At 66.0% G+C, this 21,629-nt stretch carries 21 protein-coding genes, 1 tRNA gene and 1 pseudogene; 8 read left to right on the top strand and 15 right to left on the bottom strand.

What is annotated here, in order from left to right; all coding sequences use genetic code 11:
• The first annotated feature begins 47 nt into the window (after positions 1–47).
• Both ACP7A3_RS17565 and ACP7A3_RS17560 read left to right on the top strand, forming a co-directional pair.
• Positions 48–719, top strand: coding sequence for a sensor histidine kinase (locus ACP7A3_RS17565; protein ID WP_426254447.1), 672 nt, complete (start codon positions 48–50; stop codon positions 717–719).
• An 84-nt stretch (positions 720–803) separates the two neighbouring features.
• Positions 804–1,199, top strand: coding sequence for an SDR family NAD(P)-dependent oxidoreductase (locus ACP7A3_RS17560; RefSeq protein ID WP_426254448.1), 396 nt, complete (start codon positions 804–806; stop codon positions 1,197–1,199).
• A gap of 433 nt (positions 1,200–1,632) precedes the next feature.
• Here the strand turns inward: ACP7A3_RS17560 and ACP7A3_RS17555 are convergent, their stop codons facing one another.
• The 3 genes from ACP7A3_RS17555 to ACP7A3_RS17545 form a co-directional block, all read right to left on the bottom strand.
• Positions 1,633–2,592: a glycerophosphodiester phosphodiesterase family protein gene (locus tag ACP7A3_RS17555; RefSeq protein ID WP_426254449.1), complete on the bottom strand. Its 960-nt coding sequence runs from the start codon at positions 2,590–2,592 to the stop codon at positions 1,633–1,635.
• A gap of 79 nt (positions 2,593–2,671) precedes the next feature.
• Complete coding sequence (locus ACP7A3_RS17550) at positions 2,672–5,182, bottom strand: TonB-dependent receptor (RefSeq protein ID WP_426254450.1); 2,511 nt, start codon at positions 5,180–5,182, stop codon at positions 2,672–2,674.
• A gap of 68 nt (positions 5,183–5,250) precedes the next feature.
• Positions 5,251–6,390 carry an ROK family protein gene (locus ACP7A3_RS17545; protein WP_426254451.1) on the bottom strand — a complete coding sequence of 380 codons (1,140 nt, stop codon included), beginning with the start codon at positions 6,388–6,390 and terminating at the stop codon, positions 5,251–5,253.
• A 63-nt stretch (positions 6,391–6,453) separates the two neighbouring features.
• Here ACP7A3_RS17545 and ACP7A3_RS17540 point away from each other — a divergent pair, with 63 nt between their 5' ends.
• Positions 6,454–7,794, top strand: coding sequence for an MFS transporter (locus ACP7A3_RS17540; protein WP_426254452.1), 1,341 nt, complete (start codon positions 6,454–6,456; stop codon positions 7,792–7,794).
• A gap of 121 nt (positions 7,795–7,915) precedes the next feature.
• Here the strand turns inward: ACP7A3_RS17540 and ACP7A3_RS17535 are convergent.
• Positions 7,916–8,110 (bottom strand): annotated as a pseudogene (locus tag ACP7A3_RS17535) (IS5/IS1182 family transposase); the annotation flags it as partial.
• A gap of 83 nt (positions 8,111–8,193) precedes the next feature.
• Between ACP7A3_RS17535 and ACP7A3_RS17530 the strand changes: the two are divergent.
• Positions 8,194–8,832, top strand: a complete 639-nt coding sequence (locus tag ACP7A3_RS17530; RefSeq protein WP_426254453.1) for a site-specific integrase — start codon at positions 8,194–8,196, stop codon at positions 8,830–8,832.
• Between the two features lie 11 nt (positions 8,833–8,843).
• On the opposite strand, the gene ACP7A3_RS17525 is transcribed toward ACP7A3_RS17530, so the two are convergent.
• The 6 genes from ACP7A3_RS17525 to ACP7A3_RS17500 all read right to left on the bottom strand — a co-directional run bounded on the left by ACP7A3_RS17525 (position 8,844) and on the right by ACP7A3_RS17500 (position 14,751).
• Positions 8,844–8,919 (bottom strand) — tRNA-Lys (locus tag ACP7A3_RS17525).
• Positions 8,920–9,036: 117 nt separating this feature from the next.
• Complete coding sequence (rodA, locus tag ACP7A3_RS17520; RefSeq protein ID WP_147034642.1) at positions 9,037–10,146, bottom strand: rod shape-determining protein RodA; 1,110 nt, start codon at positions 10,144–10,146, stop codon at positions 9,037–9,039.
• Positions 10,143–12,248, bottom strand: a complete 2,106-nt coding sequence (mrdA, locus tag ACP7A3_RS17515; protein ID WP_426290047.1) for a penicillin-binding protein 2 — start codon at positions 12,246–12,248, stop codon at positions 10,143–10,145. Before mrdA ends, rodA begins: the two co-directional genes overlap by 4 nt.
• On the bottom strand, positions 12,245–12,772 hold the full coding sequence (mreD, locus tag ACP7A3_RS17510; protein ID WP_017979040.1) for a rod shape-determining protein MreD: 528 nt from the start codon (positions 12,770–12,772) through the stop codon (positions 12,245–12,247). The genes mrdA and mreD overlap by 4 nt, the downstream gene beginning before the upstream one ends.
• Positions 12,773–12,776: 4 nt before the next feature.
• Entirely contained in the window at positions 12,777–13,655 is an 879-nt protein-coding gene (gene mreC / locus ACP7A3_RS17505; protein ID WP_294286364.1) for a rod shape-determining protein MreC, read from the bottom strand.
• A 55-nt stretch (positions 13,656–13,710) separates the two neighbouring features.
• Complete coding sequence (locus ACP7A3_RS17500; protein WP_018250722.1) at positions 13,711–14,751, bottom strand: rod shape-determining protein; 1,041 nt, start codon at positions 14,749–14,751, stop codon at positions 13,711–13,713.
• Positions 14,752–14,883: 132 nt separating this feature from the next.
• Here ACP7A3_RS17500 and mutL point away from each other — a divergent pair, with 132 nt between their 5' ends.
• The gene (mutL, locus tag ACP7A3_RS17495) at positions 14,884–16,710 is read left to right on the top strand and encodes a DNA mismatch repair endonuclease MutL (protein WP_426254455.1); all 1,827 of its coding nucleotides are present in this window, start codon (positions 14,884–14,886) and stop codon (positions 16,708–16,710) included.
• Here mutL and ACP7A3_RS17490 read toward each other — a convergent pair.
• The 5 genes from ACP7A3_RS17490 to ACP7A3_RS17470 form a co-directional block, all read right to left on the bottom strand.
• Complete coding sequence (locus ACP7A3_RS17490; RefSeq protein WP_426254456.1) at positions 16,619–17,116, bottom strand: hypothetical protein; 498 nt, start codon at positions 17,114–17,116, stop codon at positions 16,619–16,621. The two genes, mutL and ACP7A3_RS17490, sit on opposite strands and share 92 nt — an antisense overlap.
• 312 nt (positions 17,117–17,428) lie before the next feature.
• Positions 17,429–18,034: a 50S ribosomal protein L9 gene (rplI, locus tag ACP7A3_RS17485; RefSeq protein WP_017979034.1), complete on the bottom strand. Its 606-nt coding sequence runs from the start codon at positions 18,032–18,034 to the stop codon at positions 17,429–17,431.
• 12 nt (positions 18,035–18,046) lie between these two features.
• On the bottom strand, positions 18,047–18,271 hold the full coding sequence (rpsR, locus tag ACP7A3_RS17480; protein ID WP_007403456.1) for a 30S ribosomal protein S18: 225 nt from the start codon (positions 18,269–18,271) through the stop codon (positions 18,047–18,049).
• The gene (gene rpsF, locus ACP7A3_RS17475) at positions 18,271–18,693 is read right to left on the bottom strand and encodes a 30S ribosomal protein S6 (RefSeq protein WP_017979033.1); all 423 of its coding nucleotides are present in this window, start codon (positions 18,691–18,693) and stop codon (positions 18,271–18,273) included. Before rpsF ends, rpsR begins: the two co-directional genes overlap by 1 nt.
• Positions 18,694–18,888: 195 nt before the next feature.
• On the bottom strand, positions 18,889–19,233 hold the full coding sequence (locus ACP7A3_RS17470) for an RcnB family protein (protein ID WP_017979032.1): 345 nt from the start codon (positions 19,231–19,233) through the stop codon (positions 18,889–18,891).
• 206 nt (positions 19,234–19,439) lie between these two features.
• Here ACP7A3_RS17470 and fabD point away from each other — a divergent pair, with 206 nt between their 5' ends.
• The 3 genes from fabD to fabG are packed head-to-tail and all read left to right on the top strand — an operon-like array spanning position 19,440 to position 21,598.
• Positions 19,440–20,399, top strand: coding sequence for an ACP S-malonyltransferase (gene fabD / locus ACP7A3_RS17465; protein WP_426254457.1), 960 nt, complete (start codon positions 19,440–19,442; stop codon positions 20,397–20,399).
• Complete coding sequence (locus tag ACP7A3_RS17460) at positions 20,399–20,845, top strand: GxxExxY protein (protein ID WP_241891337.1); 447 nt, start codon at positions 20,399–20,401, stop codon at positions 20,843–20,845. Before fabD ends, ACP7A3_RS17460 begins: the two co-directional genes overlap by 1 nt.
• 12 nt (positions 20,846–20,857) lie before the next feature.
• On the top strand, positions 20,858–21,598 hold the full coding sequence (fabG, locus tag ACP7A3_RS17455) for a 3-oxoacyl-[acyl-carrier-protein] reductase (protein ID WP_426254458.1): 741 nt from the start codon (positions 20,858–20,860) through the stop codon (positions 21,596–21,598).
• Positions 21,599–21,629 lie beyond the last annotated feature (31 nt).

Below are 21,629 nucleotides of genomic sequence, written 5' to 3'. Positions count from 1 at the left end.
CCGCTAGCCACCAAATAGAACTGCTGCCGATGTTATGGGAGAACCCGATGACACAGCGCCAGACTCTAGAGGCTTCGGGAAATTCAAGTGCCCGTCCATCCTGTTCGAACGACGCACTGCTGCTGCGCGAAACCTGTCATCGATCGAGCAACGACCTCCAGCTTGTCATTGGGCTGCTATCTCTGCAAAGCCGGCGCGCGACAAACCCTGAGACGCGGGATGCCTTGGCGGATGTCATGGCTCGAGTTGCCATACTGGCGCACGCCCGTGGCGACATGAACCGGCGGCAACCTCTCAGCCTGCAACGCGCGCTTAGACAGGTATGCGAGGCGTTGCTGAGCCAGGCCGAACCGCGTGCGATCGTGATCTCGATGCACGCGGAGCATGACGTTCAGGGACTCTCGCCGGACCAGGTCGCTACCCTGGCGCTGGTCGTGAATGAACTCGCGACCAACGCGATCAAGCATGCATTCGAGGAAGGAAAGGCCGGGCATATTCGCATATCAGTGCGTCGGTATAGCGAACGGCACGCCGCGATCCTGGTGGATGACGACGGCCTTCCCTTTCCTGCGATCGATGTCACGAAGGGCAGCGGAATGGGTTTGTCACTGGCCAGACGTCTGGTTGCGTCCGCCGATGGGATTTTCATTCAGCATGGGGGCGGATCCAAATGTTTTGAAATTCGGGTGCCCGTGCAATTTGTATCCGATCAAGCATGAACTACGATACATCATCCCGCGAGGGGGAATGAGCCAGACCGGCACCTTGGTGTCGCAGACACTCGCTCCTTGTCTCTACAGTGGATGCTGGCCTATCGCTCGAGGGTCGCCGTCGAGCACGGCGTTGACAAGCAGGCGCGGATCTTTTCGCCCGGATCGCGCGACGAAGGCAAGCTCGACATCTTGGTCAACAATGCCGCGATGATGAGCCTGCCCGAACCTGAAGGCTCCTGGCAAAAATTGATCGATGCGGCCGACCTCATCACCGTCGGGCTGCGTTCGCATTTCGTGGCAAGCTGGCATGCCGCGCCGTTGCTGATCGCCAATGCTCGCGGGCTGATCGTCGACACCGGTCATTATGGGGCGGTGAGCTATGATAACGGGCCGCCTTATGGTACTCAGAAGGCAGGCGCCGACAAGATGGCAGCGGACATGGCCCACGAGCTCCGCGCCCAGAATATCGCGGCGGTTTCCGTCTGAAGGGGGTCTTGATACTGAGCGCGCTCGCGCCATCATGGCGACGATACCCGAAAGCCAAAGGTCCACCTTGAAACGGGAGTCGCGGTGCCACTGCGTCCATGCCACTCTCCTGTCATCAGACCGGATAGCTAAGCAGCCGCTGAATGGCGCTGAGCGCCCATACGATACCTCAGGAGTTTTACGCGGAGCATGAGTATTTGCACCGTCAAACCAAATGCCCTGCTGATAAACGGGTGAGGGTGATGTCCATCGGAAAGGGGGCCTCACGGGCCGGGTGTGCGAAAGTCCGCCTGTGGCAAAAGCCGCCGTTCGACGAGTTGTTTCGGAATGACGGCTTCGTCCCAAACCAAGCCATTCCGACCCGCGTTTCTCGACATGAACGAGCGGTCGAAGTTGGGAAGGCGGAATGGGCCTGCGAGTGTCGACTATTGGGTCATCGTGTGTATTCTCCTGCCCGCCGTGGCGCATTTCGACGTTGCTCACGATAACGCAGGAGCGTTTCTACGGCGTCAGTCTGGATGAGGCGCACGCCCATATCGGTCAAACGCCCCCAGACCGCTGCGGGATCGCTGCGGGCCTCCGGATCGCCGCCCATGCCGGTGACGAAGCCCGTGAACAGCGTGTTGATCCAGATCGGCACGCCCAGCGCCTGCGCGCGGGTCATGACCGCGGGCAGCGTCGTCAACGGCAGGACCGGCAATTCGAAGGCGATCGGCTTGATCCGCCCTTGCATCTGCGTGGCGATGATCTGCGGCACGTCGGCGGCTGCGGGATCGGCGGTGATCGGGATCACCATGAACGGCACGCGGTCGTAGGGCGGGATGGTGGCGAGCGGGACGGAGGCGACGCCCGCGAAGGTCTTGACGATCACCCGGTCCTGCGCGCCGGCGCGATGCACGGCATCGACGACCTCACCGTAGATCATGTCCTTCACGTCGAGGTTGAGGACGATGCGGCCCTTCGCCAGCGCGAGCAGTTCGTCGAGCGTGGGGATCTGCTGATCGGAGAGAGGGGCTGACGCGCCGCCTTCGTCCTGCCGCAGGCGCAAAGCCTTCAGCTGCGCGAGGCTGAGGTCGGCGACCTTGCCGGTGCCGTTCGTCGTCCGGTCGACGCGGTCGTCGTGCATGATGACGAGATGGCCGTCACGGCTGCGCCGGACGTCGGTTTCCATCACGTCAGCGCCCAATGCGACGCATTGGCGCAGCGCGCCCAGCGAATTCTCCGGCGTGGTCCCGAGCCCGTGCAGCGGCGCGGCTTCGTGACAGCCGCGATGGGCGACCACGATCAGGCCGCCGTTGGGATCGGCGAGACGGTGCAGCGCGTCGCCGGGGGCCGCCTGGACGGCGGAACAGGCGAGACACGCGGCGGCGAGGGCGAGAAGCGGACGATGCATGGGAACTTTCGTGGGGGCGGCAGATGGGGCAGGCGGCCGTTGGCGGGCCGCCTGCTGTGAGGGGCGAGCGGTCAGCGGCTCACCAGGCGCGGCTGACGATCAGGCGCACGTTGCGGCCGAACAGCGGCCGGCCGAAGATCGCGGTCGGCACACCCTGGCCGAAGCGGTCGCCTGCGGTATTGCCTTCGGTGAAGCCGTGCGCATTGGTGATGTTGTCGCCGACGAGCTGCACCTGCCACGCGCCGTTCGACACGATCCCGCCGAGCCCGAACGCACCGTAGGCGGGCAGTGCGGTGGAGTTGAAGAAGTCGGTGTAGCGGCGGCCGACGTAATCGTACCGACCGTAGAGGCTGACGTTGGTCGCGCCGACGGTGAAGTCGGCGGTCGGGCGCACGTTCAGGAACAGCTTGGGCTCGCGGATGATCTGCTTGCCGTTGGCGCGGCTGCCATCGAGGCCCGTATTGCTGCTGAAGTTGAGGTAGCGTGGGTTCTGGACGGTCACCGACCCGGCGAGCGAGAAGGGGCCGGGCAGGCGCAGGCGGCCATCGGCCTCCATGCCCTTCGTTTCGGCGGTGCCGACGAAGGTCGTCGTCACGTCGGCGCGGCCGGTTGCCGAGTTGAAGCCCGCAAAGCTGGCGTTAAGCGGATCGAACTTGGTGTAGAAACCGGTGACGTAGAGGTACGAACCACCGTTGGCGAGCTTGACGCCCGCTTCGTAGAGCTTGGCCTTGGTCGGGATTACCGCGGGCGTGGGATAGGTGAAGGCGATCGTCGTGTTCTGCGGCACCTCGAGCTGCGAGGCGCGAAGGTACATGCCGATATGGTGGGTGAGGTCGTAATTGGCGCCGACCGTCCAGTTGCTTGCCTGCTGCTTCAGACGCAGCGTGCCGATGCCGCCGGTGAAGCCGCGCGTATTGTTGTCGGCGAACGTCGTGGGATCGCCGAGATTGTACGATGCGGTCAGTCGACCATAGCCGCTGTAGCTGTACCATTCATGGCGGATGCCGGCGTCGAGACGCAGCCGGTCGGTAATGTCCCAGGTGTCGGTGCCGTAGAGTGCGATCAGCTGGCCATCGACGTTGCCCGCGTTCAGCGATACTGCATCGTTAAGCGAGCCGTTGTCGGTGACATAGCCCTGCACCGCGCCGTTCGCGGAATAGGCGGCGAGATCGAGCGTCTTCGGCTGCGATGTCACCTGCACCAGATAGTTCTGATAGGCGGTGAACATCTTCTGGCCCCAAAGCGAGCCATAGGTCCCGATGCGCACGTCATGCGTGCCGATGCCGGTGTCGAGCTTGCGCGTGACCGACAGGTCGCCCTGCGTCGAATAGAAATCGGTCTGGATCGCGCGATATTGCGCCTGCATCACCAGCCCCGAATCCGCCGACGGGTCATAGGCGCCAAGGCCGTTGGTGCCCGAAAAGCTGTAGCCCATCCGTGCGACATTCGGCCCGAAGGCGGTAGTCGCCGGAGCAAGATAGCTATTGGCAAAGCTGGTCGCATCGACGGGGTTCGACGTCGAATAGAAGGCGTCGAAATGCATGGTGCCCAGCGTCATCCCGCCCTTGGCGGAGACGTGCCAGGGGCCGTAGTCACCTTCGTAATCCGCCGCAAAGTTGCCGAAGCGGATGTGGCGGCCGTTGGCGAGATCGCCGCGCTGGTCCTGGATCGTGCCGGTCGCGTCGCGATAGCGAATGTTCACGTTGCGGAGCGACGGCGTGTTCAGCGTGCCGTCGAAATAATCGAGGTATTTGTTCAGGCTGACCGACGGATTGCGCGGGTCGTTGGTCGGGATCGACAGATAGAACAGGTTATGATCGTCGGTATATTGCGCCGACAGCTTGATGAACCCGTTCGCCAGATCATGTTTGATGTTGGCGCGGATCTGGCCGCCCTTGTCGCTGGGGAAACCGGAGTCGCGATAACCGTCGTGATAGCGCAGGAAGCCGCCGACCGCATAATAGGTGTCACCGCCCAGCGGACCTGCCTGATAGGCGTCGAGCCGGTAATAGCCCGTGTCGCCGACCGTCGCCTGCACCTTGCCGCGCGTGGTATCGGTGCCGGTCACCTCGATCACGTTGGCGATCGCCGCCGCGGTGCTGGCGTAGATCGGCGCCGGGCCGCCGCGCACGACCTCGATCCGGTCGGTCATCAGGTCGAGCCGGTTCATCCCGTCGCCCTGGTTGAAGAACCAGCCGTCGAGTTCCTGGAACAGCGGCAGGCCGTCCTGCTGATAATAGAGGAAGCCGCGATCGGTCGGGATGCCGCGGACGCGGGTGATGTTCTGCACTTCGCCGCCGGTCGCCTCGACATGGATGCCGGGCAGCGTGCCGATCAGGTCGGTCGTGCTCTTGGGCGCCAGCTTCTGGATATCGGCCTGCGACAGCGAATTGACGGCGTAGGAGACGTCGAAGCGGCGCTGCTGGCGCGCGGAGCCGGTGACGATGATGTCGGACGGTTGATCGTCCTGCGCGGTCGCAGTCGCGGCCTGCGCCGCGGCGGTCGCAGCGGTGGTCTGCGCGCCGGCGCTGTGCGGCAGGAACGGCATGCCGCACAGCGCGACGCCCATCAGCAATCTGGTCTTCATCATGGCCCCCAAAGGTCTGGATGCGGGGCCCATGGCGGCGGTCGATGACAGTTTTATTTGCTTACATGTAATTAAATCGCCGATTGCGCCGTGACGGCATGAATCGGGATCATCGCCGCGCCGATCACGACCGCACGACTGCCGATCGGCGAGGCGTGGATGGCGGGCAAGCTCGACCGATAATTGTCGTCGCGCGTCTGCCATCGCGCGGACAGGCCGTCTGCGATCCGCCGCAGCAGCGGCAAGGGCAGGGCGCCAGAGACGACCACCGCGCCCGGATCGAGCCACACGGTGCCGCTGATCACTGCCTGATCCAGCTGCTCCGTCACCCGGTCGGCCCAGGCCGCGATCAGTGGGCCCTGCGTGTCGAGCAGCGTTTCGATCTGGGCGAGCGAATCGATGTCGATGCCCGCCTCGCGCAGTACGCGCAGCAGATCAATGCCGGAGGGGCGCTCGTGAAGGCCCGGGAACAGGCGGCCGACCTCGCCGGCATTGCCATGTTCGCCCAGGAACAGATCGCGCTCGGCGATCAGGCCGCCGCCAATGCCGTGGCCCAGGAACAACGTCAGCACCGATCGGTAGCGGCCGATGATGCCGTCCTGATAATATTCGGCCAAGGCGGCGGCGCTCGCGTCATTCTCGATCCAGACCGGCATGCCCAGCGCATCGCCGATCACCTCGGCAAGCGGCACGTCGTTCCAGCCCGCCACGCGGTCGACCACGATGCGCCGGTTGCGATCACCGGGCATCGCATAGCCGGGCACCGCGACGCCCATGCCCAGAAACTTGCCGCGCATGAAGCCATGCGTGGCGGCGAGCGCGGCCAGCCGTCGTTCGACGACCTGGGCGAAGACGCGCGGATCGGGACTGTCGAAGGGCGTCGCGTCATGGGCCAGCGCGCGACCGCGGAAATCGACGATGACCAGTTCCAGCCAGCCGGGGTGTGGCGCCGCGCCGATCGCCCAGCCGCCTTGGCCCGACACGGTCAGGGGCACCATCGGCCGGCCGCGGGTGTGCGCATCCACCGTCTCGCGCTCCTCGATCAGCCCCAGCGCGAGCAGCGATTGCGTCAGCCGCGTCATCGTCGCGCCGTTCATGCCGAGCTGATGGGCCAGGCGTGTCCGCGGCGCGGCACCCTCGATGCGCAACTGCATCAGGACGCGGCGTTGCGGCTCGTTCAGTACGATGAGGGGGCGATGCGGGCGGGCCATGGCGCACCGATATATTTGCGCGATGTCAAATAAATGAAAGTCGGCGCGGATAGGGGCGCGGTCATGACGACCATTCCCTCCGATCCGTGCCCGTCGCGATCACATCCGCTGGCGGTGCAACTGGGGTATAGCGCCGGCAATCTCGGCAAGAGCGTGATCTGGACCAGTTTCGAAAGCGTCATGCTGTTCTACCTGGTCACGATCGCCGGCTTCGCCCCCCTTTCGGCGGGAATGGTGTTGGCGGTCGCGCTGCTCTGGGATGCGGCATTCGACCTGGCGGTCGCGCGGTGGGCCGACGCACATGGGGGAGCGACGGGCCTCGTAAGGCTGGTCCTGATCGGCGCGCCACTGTGCGGCATCAGTTTCTGGATGATCTTTTTGGCAGAGGCGCCTGCGGCGGTGGCAGCCGCCATCATGGCGTGCCGGATCGGTTATTCGCTTTGCGATGTCGGCCATAATACGCTGTTGATCCGTGTGGCGCGGTCATCGGCTGATGCCGGTCGGGTATCGGGGCTGCGTCTGTTGTTCAGTGCGGCGGGTGTCGCGCTGCTGTCCCTCGCCGCGGGATCGAGCCTGTCACGGACGGGTGCGTCCGCCCAGCATGCTTCCTTCGCAAGTTCGGCGATGCTCGCCGGTGCGCTTTACGTCGCGACCCTCTTTCTGGCCGTATGGGCGACGCGCAACCTGTCGGGAGGCCCGGCGGCGGCAAGTCAGGAGCGAAGGCTACGGCCGCTAGGGGTCTATTGGCGCGACCCGCAATTCCGTCGGCTCCTGCTGGTGATCGCCGCACAGGCGGGGCTGGTGCCGCTGTTCCAGCGCGCGCTGCCCTTCTACGGCGCCGCCGTTCACGGCGACCCCGCCTGGGCCGGCTCGGCGCTGTTAACGATGACGATCGCGCAATCCGGCGCGTTGGTAGGCTGGATCGCGGCATCGCGCCGCTATTCGGCGCGTGGGATCGCCGTGGCCGCGCATGGCATCGCCTTGATATCCTTGATCGGCCTGACCGTGACGACGTCGGTGCCGGTCGCCATGGTCCTGATGGCGAGCCTGGGCGTCGCGCTGGGCGGGATGAACCTTGCCATCTGGTCGTTGCTGACTGCCATCGTGCAAGCGTCATGGGCGACGGGAACTCGACAGGACGCGACCCCCGTCGGCCTCTTTCTGACCGTTTTGAAAGCAGCCGCAGCGGTCGGCAACCTGCTGCTTGCAGTGATCATCGCTGCCGTGTCGCATGGGTTGCCTGACAATGTCGTCGTGGGGGGCAACCTGCTGCCGGTCGTCGCCACTTTGATACCGGCGGCTGGCTGTATCATCGTCCTGAGCCTGCTTGTGCGACAGCCGGGCAGTGAAGCATCGGGAAATCAAGCTTGCTTGGGCTCGCAAGACCTTAGGCCGACATCTTGATAGAATTGTCGGTTTATGGAGGATGCTAGGGGTATGCAGCTGAATCGTGCCCACGCCTGACAGAATTTTGCCGTTATTCTATCGAACTCTGTCTAAATCGATTCCTAGGGCTGAGACTCAATCAGAGCCAGAATGCGAGCGCGGTTGCGATGGCGACGCCTGAGAGGAAGTTGATGGCGAGCTTATCGTAACGGGTAGCGACACGGCGGAAGTCCTTGAGACGGCAGAAGGCGTTCTCGGTCAAGTGGCGGCCGCGGTATCTGTCTTTATCATATCGGATCGTGAGTTTGCGGTTTCACCGTCCGGGAATGACGGGACGGCTCCGGCATCACGTAGATAACGGCGCATAGCCCTTGTCGATCAACGTTCAAGACCTACACGAGGAACGGCAAGGTCCGGGTGCGCTGGCTGACTCATGCGCAGGTCGATCGCCTTCTCGGGGAACTCCCGGCTCATCAGCAGGACCTGATGCTGTTCGCGCTCGCCACCGGGCTGCGGCAAGGTAATATCAAGAGGCTGACCTGGGATCAGGTCGATCTCACCCGCCGCATCGTCACGATCGAGCACGGGGAGACCAAGAATGACGAGGCGCTGGGCGTGCCGCTCAACAATCTCGCGGTCTCGGTTCTTGAGCGGCAGATGGGTAAGCAGTGCGAGCGCGTATTCACCTATGCCGGGCGTCCGATCGGGCAGGTGGATACGCGGCGTTGGCGGGCGGCCTTGAAGCGGGCCGGCATCGCCGATTTCCGCTGGCACGACCTGCGCCATACTTGGGCGAGCTGGCTACGGCAGAATGACGTGCCCACCTGGGTGCTTCAGGAGCTGGGCGGCTGGAAATCGGAAGCGATGGTGCGCCGCCACGCGCACATGTCGACGAAGCATTTGCAGCCCTACGCAGACCAGCGGATTTTCGAGGGCACAAAGGCTCTGGCCCGACCCTCGGGCATCAACCCCGGTCAAGGGCACAAAAATGGTCACAGCGAGAGACCGCCCAGGCTCCGGCTCGCCGCCGAGGCGGGCTTAAGTCATTCATTGTGAAGGAAAGGAGGTGGTGGACGCACTTGGGCTCGAACCAAGGACCCGCTGATTAAGAGTCAGCTGCTCTACCAACTGAGCTATGCGTCCATGACCTGGCCTGTTTGGTGGCGCTTTGGAGAGGCGCCGGCCCCGTCGGGAGGCGGCCAATTAGCAGGCGTTTCGGATCGTGCAAACCCTTTTTTGCGTTGCGGCGGATTTTTTCGCTTACCAGCGAACGCGGCGGCGATTTTCGCGGTCGATGGACATCAAAATACCTAGGCAAAACAGCACGGTAAGCTGGGCGGAACTGCCGAAGCTGACCAGGGGCAAGGGAATGCCGACGACCGGTGCCAGGCCCATCACCATCGAGAGGTTGATCGCGACGTAGAAGAAGATCGTCGTGGCGAGGCCTGCGGCGGTGAGGCGGGCGAAACGCGTGTTCGCCTGCTGGCCGACGTTCACGCCCCAGCGGATCACCAGCAAGAAGGCGAGGATCAGCAGGCAGCCCCCGACGAGGCCCCATTCCTCAGCCATCGTCGCGAAGACGAAGTCGGTATGGCCTTCGGGAAGATAGTCGAGGTGGCTCTGTGTGCCGTTGAGGAAGCCCTTGCCCCACAGCCCGCCCGAACCGATCGCGATCTTGGACTGGCTGATGTGATAGCCGGTGCCGAGCGGGTCGCTTTCAGGGTCGAGGAAGATGAGAATGCGATTTCGCTGATAGTCGTGCAGCGCATATTGGAAGGCGAGGGGGCCTGCGACCGCGATCCCGAGCGCGCCGCCGACGAACAGGCGCATCGGGACGCCCGCCAGGAACATCACCGCGATGCCGCCGCCGGTGACCATTAGCGCGGTGCCGAGATCGGGCTGCTTGGCGATGAGCGCGGCGGGGATGCCGATCAACAGGCAGGCAGGCCAGATCGCGCCGAAGCGCCGCGTCTCGCCGGGCGGGAGCATGTCGTAGAAGCGCGCGCAGGCTAGCACGATGGCGGGCTTCATGAATTCGGAGGGTTGCAGCTTAATGCCGACGTCGAGCCAGCGCTGGCTGCCGCCGCGCACCGCGCCGACCAGTTCGACCAGCACCAGCGCGATGACGATGACGACATAGGCCGGTAACGCCGCCGATCGCCAGACGCGTTCGGGCACGTAGGAGACCGCCAGGGCCATGCCGAGCAGGATGAAGAAGCGGACGCCCTGCGACAGCGCCCAGGGTTGTAGGGAGCCGCCGGCGGCGGAATAGAGTACGATTTGGCCGAAGGTGCCGATCGCAATAATCAGCAAAATGACCCGCCAGGGCAGCCGCGCGATCGGATCGGGGATCAGATGGCCACGGCTCACTGCGTGTTGCTCGCAGCGTCGTCGGGGGAGTCGGTGTCGCTCGGCACATCGCCGTTGGCGACGGCGGGGCCCATCGCCGCCTGCGTCGCATTGGCGAGATCGGTCGCCGCCTCCACCGCGTCCGAATCGCTGGGGACGGTGGAATCGGTCTTGGTGGCGTTGGCGGCGGGCTGCGGCGCCTGGGCGGCGCGATAGGCGGCGGCTTCGGCGGCCATGCGCGTCTTGATGTCGCCGCCCCAAGTGGGTTCGACGTCAGCGAGGCTCTTCATCGCGCGGTCGCGATCGAACAGCCACGTCATGATGTCGCGGCCGATCATCGGCGTGTCGAGATTGCGGACGGTGTGGCCGTTGTGTTCGAGCACGACCGCGGCGGCATAGCGGGGACTGTCGGCGGGGGCGAAGCAGACGAACAAAGCATGGTCGCGCAGCTTGAAGGGCAATTGCCCGTTCTTGAGCACGCCTGCGCGCCGTTCCGCCATGGTGATGCGGCGGACCTGGGCGGTGCCCGTCTTCGCCGCGATGGCGACGCCCGGAATCAGCAGCCGCGCCGCACCGCCGGTGCCGCCCTGGTTCACCACGCCGTACATCGCGTCGCGCACGATCGCGAGATGCTCTGAAGCGAGCGGCAGCGCCGGTGCGTCGAGGTGGACGTGATGCGAGAGCAGGCTCGGCTGCAACGCGCGACCCGACGCGAGCCGCGCCGCCATGACGGCAAGCTGCAAGGGGTTGGCGAGCACATAGCCCTGGCCGATCGACGCGTTCAGGCCGTCAGCGACGGTCCATTTCGTCTTGTATTTCCGCAGCTTCCATTCGGAATCTGGCACCGTGCCGTAACGCTGCGTCGCCAGCGGCAGATCGAACTTCTGGCCGAGCCCCATCATCCGCGCGATCGGGGCGATCTTGTCGTAGCCGACACGGCGGATCATTTCGTAGAAATAGATGTCGCAGCTCTGTTCGATCGCGCCCTTCAGGTCGAGCGGGCCGTGGCCCCCGCGCTTGTGGCAGTGGAAGACGCCGGTGCCGACGCGCATCGCGCCCGAGCAGACGACGCGGTCATGCGCGCCGACACCCGCGGCGAGCAGCACGAGACCGTTCATCGGCTTTACTGTCGATCCCGGCGGGTACAGCCCCTGCGTCACCTTGTTCATCAAGGGGACGTGATCGTTATCCGACAGCATCTTCCATTCGAGATGGCTGATGCCGTCCGAGAAGCTGTTGGGATCGTAGGCGGGCATCGACACCATCGCCAGCATCTCACCGGTGCGACAGTCGATCACCACCGCCGAGCCCGAATTGGTGCCGAGCCGGCGCGCGGCATATTCCTGCAGCCCGGCGTCGATCGTCAGCTTCTGCGTCTTGCCGGGGACGTCGGCACGGGTGGGCAGTTCGGCGACGACCTTGCCGCGTGCGGTGACTTCGACGCGCTTGGCGCCCGGCGTGCCGCGGAGTTCACTTTCCAGCTGCTTTTCAAGGCCATCCTTGCCGAGCTTGAAACCCGGTGTGACGAGCAGGGGGTCGTGCGTCTTCTTATATTGTTCGGCGTTGGCCGCGCCGACATAGCCGGTCAGATGCGCGACCGCGGCGCCCGCCGGATAGTTGCGCGCGAAGCCGCGCGTTGGCGCGACGCCGGGCAGTTCGGGCTGGCGCAGGCTGATCGCGGCGAAGCGATCCCAGCTGATGTTTTCCGCCACCTGCACCGGCTGGAAGCCCGCCGCCCCCTTCAGATCGATGCGAATCCGCTCGACCTCGTCGGGCGGCAGGTCGAGCAGCGTGGCGAGCCGCGCGAGCACGCGGTCGCGACCCGCATCGCCGCCCTCCAGCCGATCGGGGATGATGTCGACACGGAAATCGGTGCGATTGTCGGCGATGGCGGCGCCATGACGATCGACGATCCAGCCGCGCCGCGGCGGGATCATCGTCAGATTGACGCGGTTGCTTTCGGCAAGAAGGTTGTACTTCTCGTTCTGGGCGATCGCGAGATAGCCCATGCGGCCGGCTAGCATGACGCCGACGGCGCCCTGCGCGGTGCCGAGCAGCCACGCCCGGCGCGAGAAGCTGTATGCCTGCATCGCTTCGGTGACGATCCGGGAGGAACGCTTCACGCGGTCGGCCCTCGCTTGCGATCGATCCAGGCGACCAGACGGGCCGACAGGGGGAACAGCATCACGGAGATCATGGTCTGTGCCAATAGCACAGTATCGACGTGCGCGCCGATGGGAACCGCGATCCAGCGCCCGATTGCGGTGCAAAAAACGATCGCGCCGCTGGCGATCAGCCAGTCCTGCCAGAAATCGCGGGTGACGAGGCGCTGTTCGATCAGCTCGATCGCGATGAAGCAGAGCGACCAGAGCAGCATCGCCGACCCCAATGGCTGGCCGCTCACCAGATCGTCGAACAGGCCGAGCGGCGCCGCGGCCCAGGGGCGCAGTGCGAAGCGCGCGAGCAGGCGCCAGCTGAGCAGCAGGATCAGCCCCAGTGGCGGCATCAGCGGCAGGCTGGCGACCACCGGCACGATGGCGGTCAGCGTCGATGCCGCCAATACGCTGACCCAGGGGAGCGCGCGGGCCCGCCCGGGGGGCAGCGGCGCCTGGAAGGGCCGATAGTCGATCGAATTGCGGGTCGTCACCGGATCACGGCACCGCCGGGCGGGCCGGCGGGGGCGGCGGCATCGGGACGTAGGGGCGCTCGACCACCGCGAAATCCAGCGCATCGGGGGCCATGAACGGCGTCGCGGCGACGCTGTCCATGCCGTTGCGATCGACCTGCGCCACCGGAACGCCGGGCGCGTACAGGCCGCCCGTGCCCGAGGTCACGAACATGTCGCCGCGATTGAAACGCACGTTGGTCGCGTCGACCGAGCGGATATCGACGCGCCCGTCGCCGCGGCCCGCCGCGATCGCGGCAACGCCGTCGCGGGTGCGGCGGACGGGGACAAGGCTTTCGGGATCGGTGATCAGCAGAACACGCGCGGCGATCGGCCCGGATTCGAGGACGCGGCCGACGAGGCCGTCCGGCCCGCGTACCGGCATGCCCGGCTGCACGCCCTGCAAGCGCCCGGCGTTGAGCAGCGCGAAGCGTCGCCCGCTGCTGGCGGTCGAGCCGACGAGGCGCGCCGCGATGACGACTTCTGGCGTGCGGTCGCGGACGCGCAGCAGCGCGCGCAGGCGGCGGTTGTCATAGGCGATGATCCGCGCGCGGGTGAGCAATGCGCGGCTGCGCGCGACTTCGGCGCGAAGCTGCGCATTCTCGCCATGCACGCCGATCCACGTGCCGATGGCGCGCGGCACGGAGGCGACGGCATCCACCCCCGCATCGAGCACGCCGGCGATCGGCGCGGTGACGCTCGCCACGGCCATACGCGCCGTGCCGAATGCCGGCGGGTGGACCGTTGACACGACGAGCAACACGGCCCCCACCACCGCGCCCGCCACCGCGAGCACGTAGCCGATGAACGTCGAATATTGCCGTCGCCGCGAAAAACCGGTGCGACGGTCGCGGGCAGGCGCCATGCGCCGGGTCCCCCGTCCTGTAAGTGTGGGTCAGCCGTTACGTCGTTGCGGGCGCTCAGCCGGTTTGCAGCACGCCGCGGAACATCGGATCCTCCAGCGCGCGGCCGGTGCCGAGCGCGACGCAGGTCAGCGGGTCCTCGGCGACGGTCACCGGAAGGCCGGTTTCGTCGCGCAGCACCTCGTCCAACCCTTCGAGCAGTGCGCCGCCGCCGGTCAGCACGATGCCCTGGTCGACGATGTCCGCCGCCAGTTCCGGCGCGGTGTTTTCCAGCGCGACGCGCACGCCCTCGACGATCGTCGCGACCGGCTCGCTTAGGGCCTCGGCGATCTGGCCCTGGTTGATCTGGATCTCCTTGGGCACGCCGTTGACGAGGTCGCGACCCTTGATGTGGATGATCTTGCCGATGCCGTCGACCGGCGGGCGGGCGATGCCGACTTCCTGCTTGATGCGTTCGGCGGTGGCTTCGCCGATCAGCAGGTTGTGGTTGCGGCGGACGTAACTGACGATCGCTTCGTCCATCTTGTCGCCGCCGACGCGCACCGAGGTGGTGTAGGCGAGACCGCGCAAGCTGAGCACGGCGACTTCGGTAGTGCCGCCGCCGATGTCGACGACCATCGACCCGATCGGTTCGGTGACGGGCATGTCGGCGCCGATCGCCGCGGCCATCGGCTCTTCGATCAGATAGACCTGGCTGGCGCCGGCGTTCGACGCGGCGTCGCGGATCGCGCGGCGTTCGACCTTGGTTGAGCCCGACGGCACGCAGATCACGATTTCCGGCCAGCGCGCGAACTTGCGGGGGCCGTGGACCTTGCGGATGAAGTGCTTGATCATCTCTTCGGCGACGTCGATGTCGGCGATGACGCCATCGCGCAACGGACGGATCGCCTCGATCGACCCCGGGGTCTTGCCCATCATCAGCTTGGCGTCGTCACCGACCGCCTTCACCCGCTTGACGCCGTTGATCGTCTCGACCGCGACGACCGACGGCTCGTTGAGCACGATGCCGCGCCCGCGGACGTACACCAGCGTATTCGCGGTGCCGAGATCGATCGCCATGTCGTGGGACATGAATTTGAAGAAGCGGGGGAGAGCCATGGAGCGCAGGGTTCCGTGTTCGGGACGCACAAAAAGTACCGCTTCATCCGTCGCAGGCCGTGTCGGCCAGGAGGTTCGTCACGTCTTGCGTAGGGCTCGCGGGATGCGTCCGCTTGGTATAGAGCTTGCGCAGTGTCAATACGCCGTCTGCCCGAACATCTCGTCAACCGCATCGCCGCCGGTGAAGTGGTGGAAAGGCCCGCCAGCGCGTTGAAGGAGCTGGTCGAAAACGCCATCGACGCCGGTGCGAATCGCATCGCGGTGATGCTGGCGAACGGCGGGCTCGCGCGGATCGAGGTGGTCGACGACGGCTGTGGCATGGCCCCGGCCGACATGGCGCTGGCGCTCGAACGGCATGCGACGTCCAAGCTGCCCGACGAAGCCATTGAAAACGTGACGACCATGGGCTTTCGCGGCGAGGCCTTGCCCTCGATCGCCAGTGTCGCGCGGCTGACGATCGAAAGCCGCGTCCGCGGCGCGGAGGGCTGGGCGCGGACGGTCGACAATGGCGTCGTCGCGCGCGAAGGCCCCGCCGCCCTGCCGCCGGGGACGCGCGTGATCGTCGAGGATCTGTTCGGGCGCGTGCCGGCGCGGCGCAAGTTCCTGCGCTCGCCCCGCGCCGAATATGCCGCCTGTCTCGATACGGTACGCCGGCTGGCGATGGCGCGACCGGATATTGCCTTCACGCTGGAGCATGACGGCCGCCGCGCGCTTGCCGCGATGCTGGCGGAGGACCGGCCGGCACGCGTCGCCGGGCTGACCGACCGGGCGCTCGCCGACAATGCGGTGACGATCGATCTGGAGCGGCCGACCGATTCGGGGCCGATCGTGCTGGGCGGGGTGGCGAGCATCCCGACCTACAATCGCGGTGTCGCCGATCACCAATATCTGTTCGTCAACGGTCGCCCTGTGCGCGACCGCCTGCTGATGGGCGCGATCCGCGGTGCCTATGCCGAGATGCTGCCGCGCGATCGGCATGCCGTGGTGGCGCTGTTCCTCGACGTACCGCCGGCGGAGGTGGACGTGAACGTCCATCCCGCGAAGACCGAGGTGCGCTTTCGCGATCCCGCGATGGTGCGGGGCATGATCGTGTCGGGCCTGCGGCGCGCGCTGGAAGCGGCCGGCCATCGCAGCGTGCAGCGGCCGGCCGAGGATGCGCTGGCGATGTGGCGGCCGGAGCCGGTAGCGCCCCATCCGTCGGGCGCGGTGGCGGCCGAGGCGTGGGCCGCGCCGGCGATGGAGGGTGGGGCGTCTGGAGCGGCGGATGGCGCGGGGCTGTTCGCGCAGCGCTACGTCAACGATGCCCGCCCGACGTTCGCCCCGCCGCCCCCCGCCGCGCGCGCCGAGCCGGCCTATGCGCTGCCGCCGTCGACCGTCGCGCACCCGCTGGGCGTCGCGCGCGGGCAGGTGGCGCGGACCTATATCGTCGCGGAAGCGGAGGACGGGCTGGTGCTGGTCGACCAGCATGCCGCGCATGAGCGGCTGGTGCTCGAACGGATGCGCGCGGGACTGGCGGGCGGGCGGGTGGCTGCGCAGGCGCTGCTGATCCCCGAAGTGGTCGAGCTGGACGAGCCTGCCTGCGACCGCCTCGAATCGCGGATCGGCGAACTCGCCGAACTGGGGCTGGAGCTGGAGCGGTTCGGGCCGACGGCGATGCTGGTGCGCGCGACGCCGGCCTTGCTGGGGCAGGCCGATCCGTCCGGACTTATTACTGATTTGGCGGACGAACTTGCCGCGTTCGACGAGGCGCTGTCGCTACGCGAGCGGCTGGATGCCGTGGCCGGCACGATGGCCTGCCATGGGTCGGTGCGGGCGGGCAGGGTGCTGGGCGTCGCCGAGATGAATGCGCTACTGCGCGAGATGGAGGCTACGCCGCACTCGGGCCAATGTAACCATGGTCGGCCGACATGGGTGAAGCTGGCGCATGGCGATATTGAGCGTCTATTCGGTCGTCGCTGAACAGCCAGGCTTCCGCCTCCGCACGGCTGAAGAAATGTGCGACGCCCTCGCGATCGGGCGGGTTGAGGCGTTTGGCCTGATGGCGGGACAGCGACATGCCGACGACCATGGCGAGCCGCCGGCCCTGCCGTACCGGATCGCGCACGATGGTGGTGAAGGCGTTGACGACGTCTTGCGACTGGATGCTCATGTCGGAGATATCGCAAAGCGTTAGATGCGCGTTGGGCGCGCAGCGCAGGAGGCGATGCGCCTGCGCCCATTCGCGATCGAACGCGGCGACGTCGGGCAACAGGAAGAATCCCGCCAAAGTGATGTAGGTGACACCCCGGGCGGTATCCGGTTCTACGCGAAATCGAGCAGGAGAATGCGGACCCATGAATGTGTCCATATCGGTGCGGACTTTCATGGAGGTTAATGGCGCGGGTTAAAGGAACATGACTCGCGCGAGACACCAGAGGCGGCGGCCGTTCACGAACACGCAACCTTTGCATCGGGTGCGCATTGGGCATTGGGAATCGCAAGGACCCGATGATGAAGCAGATTTTTCCCGTCGTTCTGGCCCTGATCCCGCTGGCGGCGGTCGTGAGCGCTTGCGTAACCTGCCCCTGAGGCGTCGGTCGTCAGACCTGTCGGCGGTAGGCCAGACGTAAGAAAAAGGGCCGCCCGGTACGCACCGGACGGCCCTTTTTCTTGGATCGGCGATCGCCGACGCGGGGGGTTAGCCCTGCGCCTGCTCCGTTTCGGCGCGATCGTCGCTCTGCACTTCGGCAGTGGCGCCCGGCTCGGCGTTGGGATCGTAATCCTCGGTGAAGCCGGCTTCGTCACGCTCGAACATCGATGCCATGACATCGACGCCCGACGCCTGCATCTCGGCCTCTTCGGGCGAGCGGGCGACGTTGACCTTGACGGTCACGGCGACTTCCGGGTGCAGCGCGACGCGCACGTCGTACAGGCCGATCGACTTGATCGGCTTATCGAGCACGATCTGGCTCTTGGTCACCTTGTGGCCGTCGGCGACCAGCGCCTCGACCAGGTCGCGCACCGCGACCGAGCCGTACAGCTGGCCGGTGTTCGACGCCTGACGGATCAGCGTGACCGACACGTCCTTGAAGTTGACCGCTTCCTTCTCGGCTTCGCCGCGACGGTTCGCGTTTTCCGACTCGATGCGGGCGCGGTTCGCCTCGAACACCTTGCGGTTGGCTTCGTTGGCGCGCAGCGCCTTCTTGTTCGGCAGCAGGAAGTTACGGGCGAAACCGTCCTTCACCTTCACTACGTCGCCGATGGCGCCGAGCTTCTCGACGCGCTCAAGCAGAATGACGTCCATGGATCGGACTCCTTACTTAACGACGTAGGGCAGCAGGCCCAGATGACGGGCGCGCTTGATCGCCTGGGCGAGTTCGCGCTGCTTCTTGGCGCTCACCGAGGTGATGCGCGACGGAACGATCTTGCCACGCTCGGACACGAAGCCCTGGAGCAGACGGACGTCCTTATAGTCGATCCGGGGCGCATCCTTGGCGCTGAACGGGCACGACTTGCGGCGGCGGAAAAACGGGCGAGCCATTATGCGGCCTCCTCTTCACGGTCACGACGCGGGCCGCGGTCGCCACGGGGGGCGCCGTCACGGCCGCCTTCACGGTCGCTGCGACGCTCGCGGTCGCGCTCCTGCTTGCGCATCATGACGGTCGGACCCTGCTCCAGCTCGTCGACCTTGACGGTCATGTAGCGGATCACGTCCTCGTTGATCTGGGTCTGGCGCTCCAGCTCGGCCACCACGTTGCCGGGGGCGTCGATCTCGAGCATCACGTAATGCGCCTTGCGGTTCTTCGCGATGCGATAGGCGAGGCTGCGCAGGCCCCAGGTCTCGGTCTTGACGACCTTGCCGCCATTGTCTTCGATGATCTTCGTGGCGGTTTCCGCCAGCGCGTCCACCTGCGCCTGTGCCAGATCCTGGCGCGCAAGGAACGTATGCTCGTACAGAGCCATGCCTTGTCCTTCGTTGGCCGATCGCTGACGCCGCCCCATGCGGCGCCCCTCCGGCTGTCGTCCCCGTATCGCTCTCACTCAAATCGCAATACGAACCGGGGCGGAGAGACTGGCTCTCCACCCCGGATGTGGCGTCCCCTAACGGGTTTGCGCCAAAAGGCAAGGCTTAACGGCCCGCCTGATGAACAGTCAGGCTCAGCGGAACGAGCGCTGGATCACGCGGATGACCGTGCCGTTGTTGCGGACCAGCACCGCATCGCGACCCGAGCGCGCCCAATAGGCACCGCGCGGCGGCGGGGCGAGGCGATAGGTGCGGTAGTCGCGCACGATGCGATAGTTGGCCGCGCGACGGCGATCGAAGCGCTGACCGGCGCGCCAGCCGCGGGTTTCGGTGGTGCGCGTCGTCACCACGGTGCGGCCGTTGGCGCGTTCCTTGACGGTAGTGACCGTGCGCTGCTGCGGCGCGGCTTCGGCGACGCTGGCAACCATCGGGCTGGCGACCAGCGTGGCGGCGATCGCGCTCAGGATCAGCTTCTTCATCGTTCATACTCCCGTTGAACATGCATTGGATACTGGCGCCGTTTTTCGTGGCGTCGGAAGGAGATATGGGCGCCACCTGTCGCACGCCTCTCCCACCGATCCGTCAAAACGGTCGCAAGGTGTCGCAACTCCGCGATCTTCGTTCAGGTTGCGTGAGGCCCGCCGCGGCCCTAGTGGCGCCCTCCTGCGAATTAAGGAGAGTCCAGATGCGGGCATTCATCTTCCCCGGCCAGGGCAGCCAGGCGGTCGGCATGGGCAAGGCGCTGGCCGACGCGAGTCCCGTGGCGCGCGAAGTGTTCGGCGAAGTCGACGAGGCGCTGGGCCAGCATCTGTTCCGCCTGATGGTCGAAGGACCTGCGGACGATCTGACCCTGACCGAAAATGCCCAGCCCGCGATCATGGCCAACGCGATTGCGACGCTGCGCGTGCTGGAGCGGGAAGGCGGCGTGTCGCTCGCCGACAAGGCCGATTACGTCGCGGGTCACAGCCTTGGCGAATATAGCGCTTTGTGCGCCGCGCAGGCGTTCGACCTGTCCACCACCGCGCGCCTGCTGAAGCTGCGCGGGCAGGCGATGCAGGCGGCGGTGCCGGTGGGCGAGGGCGCGATGGCGGCGCTGCTCGGCGCCGATCGCGACAAGGCGCAGGTAATCGCCGGAGCGGCGGTCGATGCGATTCTGGCGGAGGGCGGCGAGCAACTCGTCTGCACCGTCGCGAACGACAACGACCCCTCGCAGGTCGTGATTTCCGGCCACCGTGCCGCGATCGAACGCGCGGTCGCGCTGGCCAAGGACCTGGGTGCGAAGCGCGCGGTCCTGCTGCCGGTGTCGGCGCCGTTCCACTGCCCGCTGATGCAGCCCGCGGCGGACGCGATGGACGCCGCGCTGGCCGACGCGCGCATCGGGGCGCCGCTGGTGCCGGTGTTCGCCAATGTCGATGCCGCGGCGATCGCCGATCCGGGTGCGATCCGCGCGTCGCTCGTCGCGCAGGTGACGGGCATGGTCCGCTGGCGCGAATCGGTGCTGGGGATGGTCGAGGCGGGCGTTACCCAGTTCGTCGAATTCGGCGGCAAGGTGCTGTCGCCGATGGTCAAGCGCATCGCTCCCGACGCGGATGCGATCAGCGTGGTGACGATGGACGACATCGAGGATTTGCTTAAGAAGGTGTGATGGTCACGCGAAGCCGCGAAGACGCGAAGAGGGTGGATCTCGAGGCAATCGCCTCGGTCACCATTGACGTCGCCTTTCGTCTGCATCGCGACCTGGGGCCGGGCTTGCTGGAAAGCGTCTATGAGACGGTACTGGCTGCTAAGCTGACCCAGCTGGGCTATGAGGTTCGGCGGCAGATGCCGGTCTCGTTCACGTTCGAAGGCCTGTCCTTCGATGCGGCCTTCAGGATCGACCTTGTCGTCGCCGGACGTTTGCTCGTCGAGATCAAGTCGGTCGAGCGGCTCAACGCCGCTCATGCCAAACAATTGCTGACCTACCTTCGACTAACCGATCAGCCGCTTGGGCTGCTTATCAATTTCGGAGGCGCGACGCTCAAGGAGGGGCTGCGACGTATCGTCAACGGCCACGACACCTTCGCGTCTTCGCGTCTTCGCGTGAATCAATAAGGATTGCGAAGAATGTTCGATCTTAGCGGCATGACTGCGCTCGTTACGGGGGCCTCGGGGGGTATCGGGTCTGCCATTGCCAAGGGGTTGGCGGCGCAGGGGGCGCGGTTGGCGGTGTCGGGTTCGAATGCCGAGAAGCTGGAGGCGTTTCGTGCGGGCCTTGGCGGGGATCACGTTGCGGTGCCGTGCAATCTGTCGGATGCCGCCGCGGTCGACGCGCTGGTGCCGCAGGCGGTCGAGGCGCTGGGTGGGCGGATCGATATCCTGGTCAACAACGCGGGCGTCACGCGCGACAACCTGGCGATGCGGATGAAGGACGACGAATGGGATCAGGTGATCCGCGTCAATCTGGAGGCTGCGTTCCGGCTGATCCGCGCCGCCGCCAAGCCGATGATGAAGCAGCGCTTCGGCCGTGTCGTGTCGATCACCTCGGTCGTCGGGCAAACCGGCAATCCGGGACAGGCGAATTATGCCGCGTCGAAGGCAGGCCTCGTCGGCATGTCGAAGGCGCTGGCGCAGGAACTGGCCAGCCGCAACATCACGGTCAATTGCGTCGCGCCCGGCTTCATCCGATCGGCGATGACCGACGTGCTGCCCGAGGCGCAGAAGAGTGCGCTGCTCGGCCGCATTCCGGCGGGCGACCTGGGCACGGGCGAGGATATCGCCGCGGCGGTCGTCTATCTGGCGTCGAAGGAGGCGGGTTACGTCACCGGCCAGACGTTGCACGTCAACGGCGGCATGGCGATGATCTAACCCCTTGTTAAGGCGGTTGGCCGACGCCAAC

The sequence above is a fragment of the Sphingomonas sp. DC5200-1 genome, from assembly GCF_049897245.1.
GTDB classification, from domain to species: domain Bacteria; phylum Pseudomonadota; class Alphaproteobacteria; order Sphingomonadales; family Sphingomonadaceae; genus Sphingomonas; species Sphingomonas aquatilis.
Note: the sequence above shows the minus strand (reverse complement) of the source record. Positions and strands in the feature narration are given on the sequence as shown.

What these genes read in the sequence shown, in the direction of transcription:
- ACP7A3_RS17470 (WP_017979032.1), bottom strand. Translation starts at nt 19,233, where the DNA reads ATGAAGAAGCTGATCCTGAGCGCGATCGCCGCCACGCTGGTCGCCAGC.
- rpsR (WP_007403456.1), bottom strand. Translation starts at nt 18,271, where the DNA reads ATGGCTCGCCCGTTTTTCCGCCGCCGCAAGTCGTGCCCGTTCAGCGCC.
- ACP7A3_RS17490 (WP_426254456.1), bottom strand. Translation starts at nt 17,116, where the DNA reads ATGAAAGTCCGCACCGATATGGACACATTCATGGGTCCGCATTCTCCT.
- ACP7A3_RS17545 (WP_426254451.1), bottom strand. Translation starts at nt 6,390, where the DNA reads ATGGCCCGCCCGCATCGCCCCCTCATCGTACTGAACGAGCCGCAACGC.
- ACP7A3_RS17560 (WP_426254448.1), top strand. Translation starts at nt 804, where the DNA reads ATGCTGGCCTATCGCTCGAGGGTCGCCGTCGAGCACGGCGTTGACAAG.
- fabG (WP_426254458.1), top strand. Translation starts at nt 20,858, where the DNA reads ATGTTCGATCTTAGCGGCATGACTGCGCTCGTTACGGGGGCCTCGGGG.
- mreC (WP_294286364.1), bottom strand. Translation starts at nt 13,655, where the DNA reads ATGGCGCCTGCCCGCGACCGTCGCACCGGTTTTTCGCGGCGACGGCAA.
- ACP7A3_RS17460 (WP_241891337.1), top strand. Translation starts at nt 20,399, where the DNA reads ATGGTCACGCGAAGCCGCGAAGACGCGAAGAGGGTGGATCTCGAGGCA.
- ACP7A3_RS17500 (WP_018250722.1), bottom strand. Translation starts at nt 14,751, where the DNA reads ATGGCTCTCCCCCGCTTCTTCAAATTCATGTCCCACGACATGGCGATC.
- ACP7A3_RS17565 (WP_426254447.1), top strand. Translation starts at nt 48, where the DNA reads ATGACACAGCGCCAGACTCTAGAGGCTTCGGGAAATTCAAGTGCCCGT.
- ACP7A3_RS17555 (WP_426254449.1), bottom strand. Translation starts at nt 2,592, where the DNA reads ATGCATCGTCCGCTTCTCGCCCTCGCCGCCGCGTGTCTCGCCTGTTCC.
- ACP7A3_RS17550 (WP_426254450.1), bottom strand. Translation starts at nt 5,182, where the DNA reads ATGATGAAGACCAGATTGCTGATGGGCGTCGCGCTGTGCGGCATGCCG.
- rpsF (WP_017979033.1), bottom strand. Translation starts at nt 18,693, where the DNA reads ATGGCTCTGTACGAGCATACGTTCCTTGCGCGCCAGGATCTGGCACAG.
- fabD (WP_426254457.1), top strand. Translation starts at nt 19,440, where the DNA reads ATGCGGGCATTCATCTTCCCCGGCCAGGGCAGCCAGGCGGTCGGCATG.
- ACP7A3_RS17540 (WP_426254452.1), top strand. Translation starts at nt 6,454, where the DNA reads ATGACGACCATTCCCTCCGATCCGTGCCCGTCGCGATCACATCCGCTG.
- rplI (WP_017979034.1), bottom strand. Translation starts at nt 18,034, where the DNA reads ATGGACGTCATTCTGCTTGAGCGCGTCGAGAAGCTCGGCGCCATCGGC.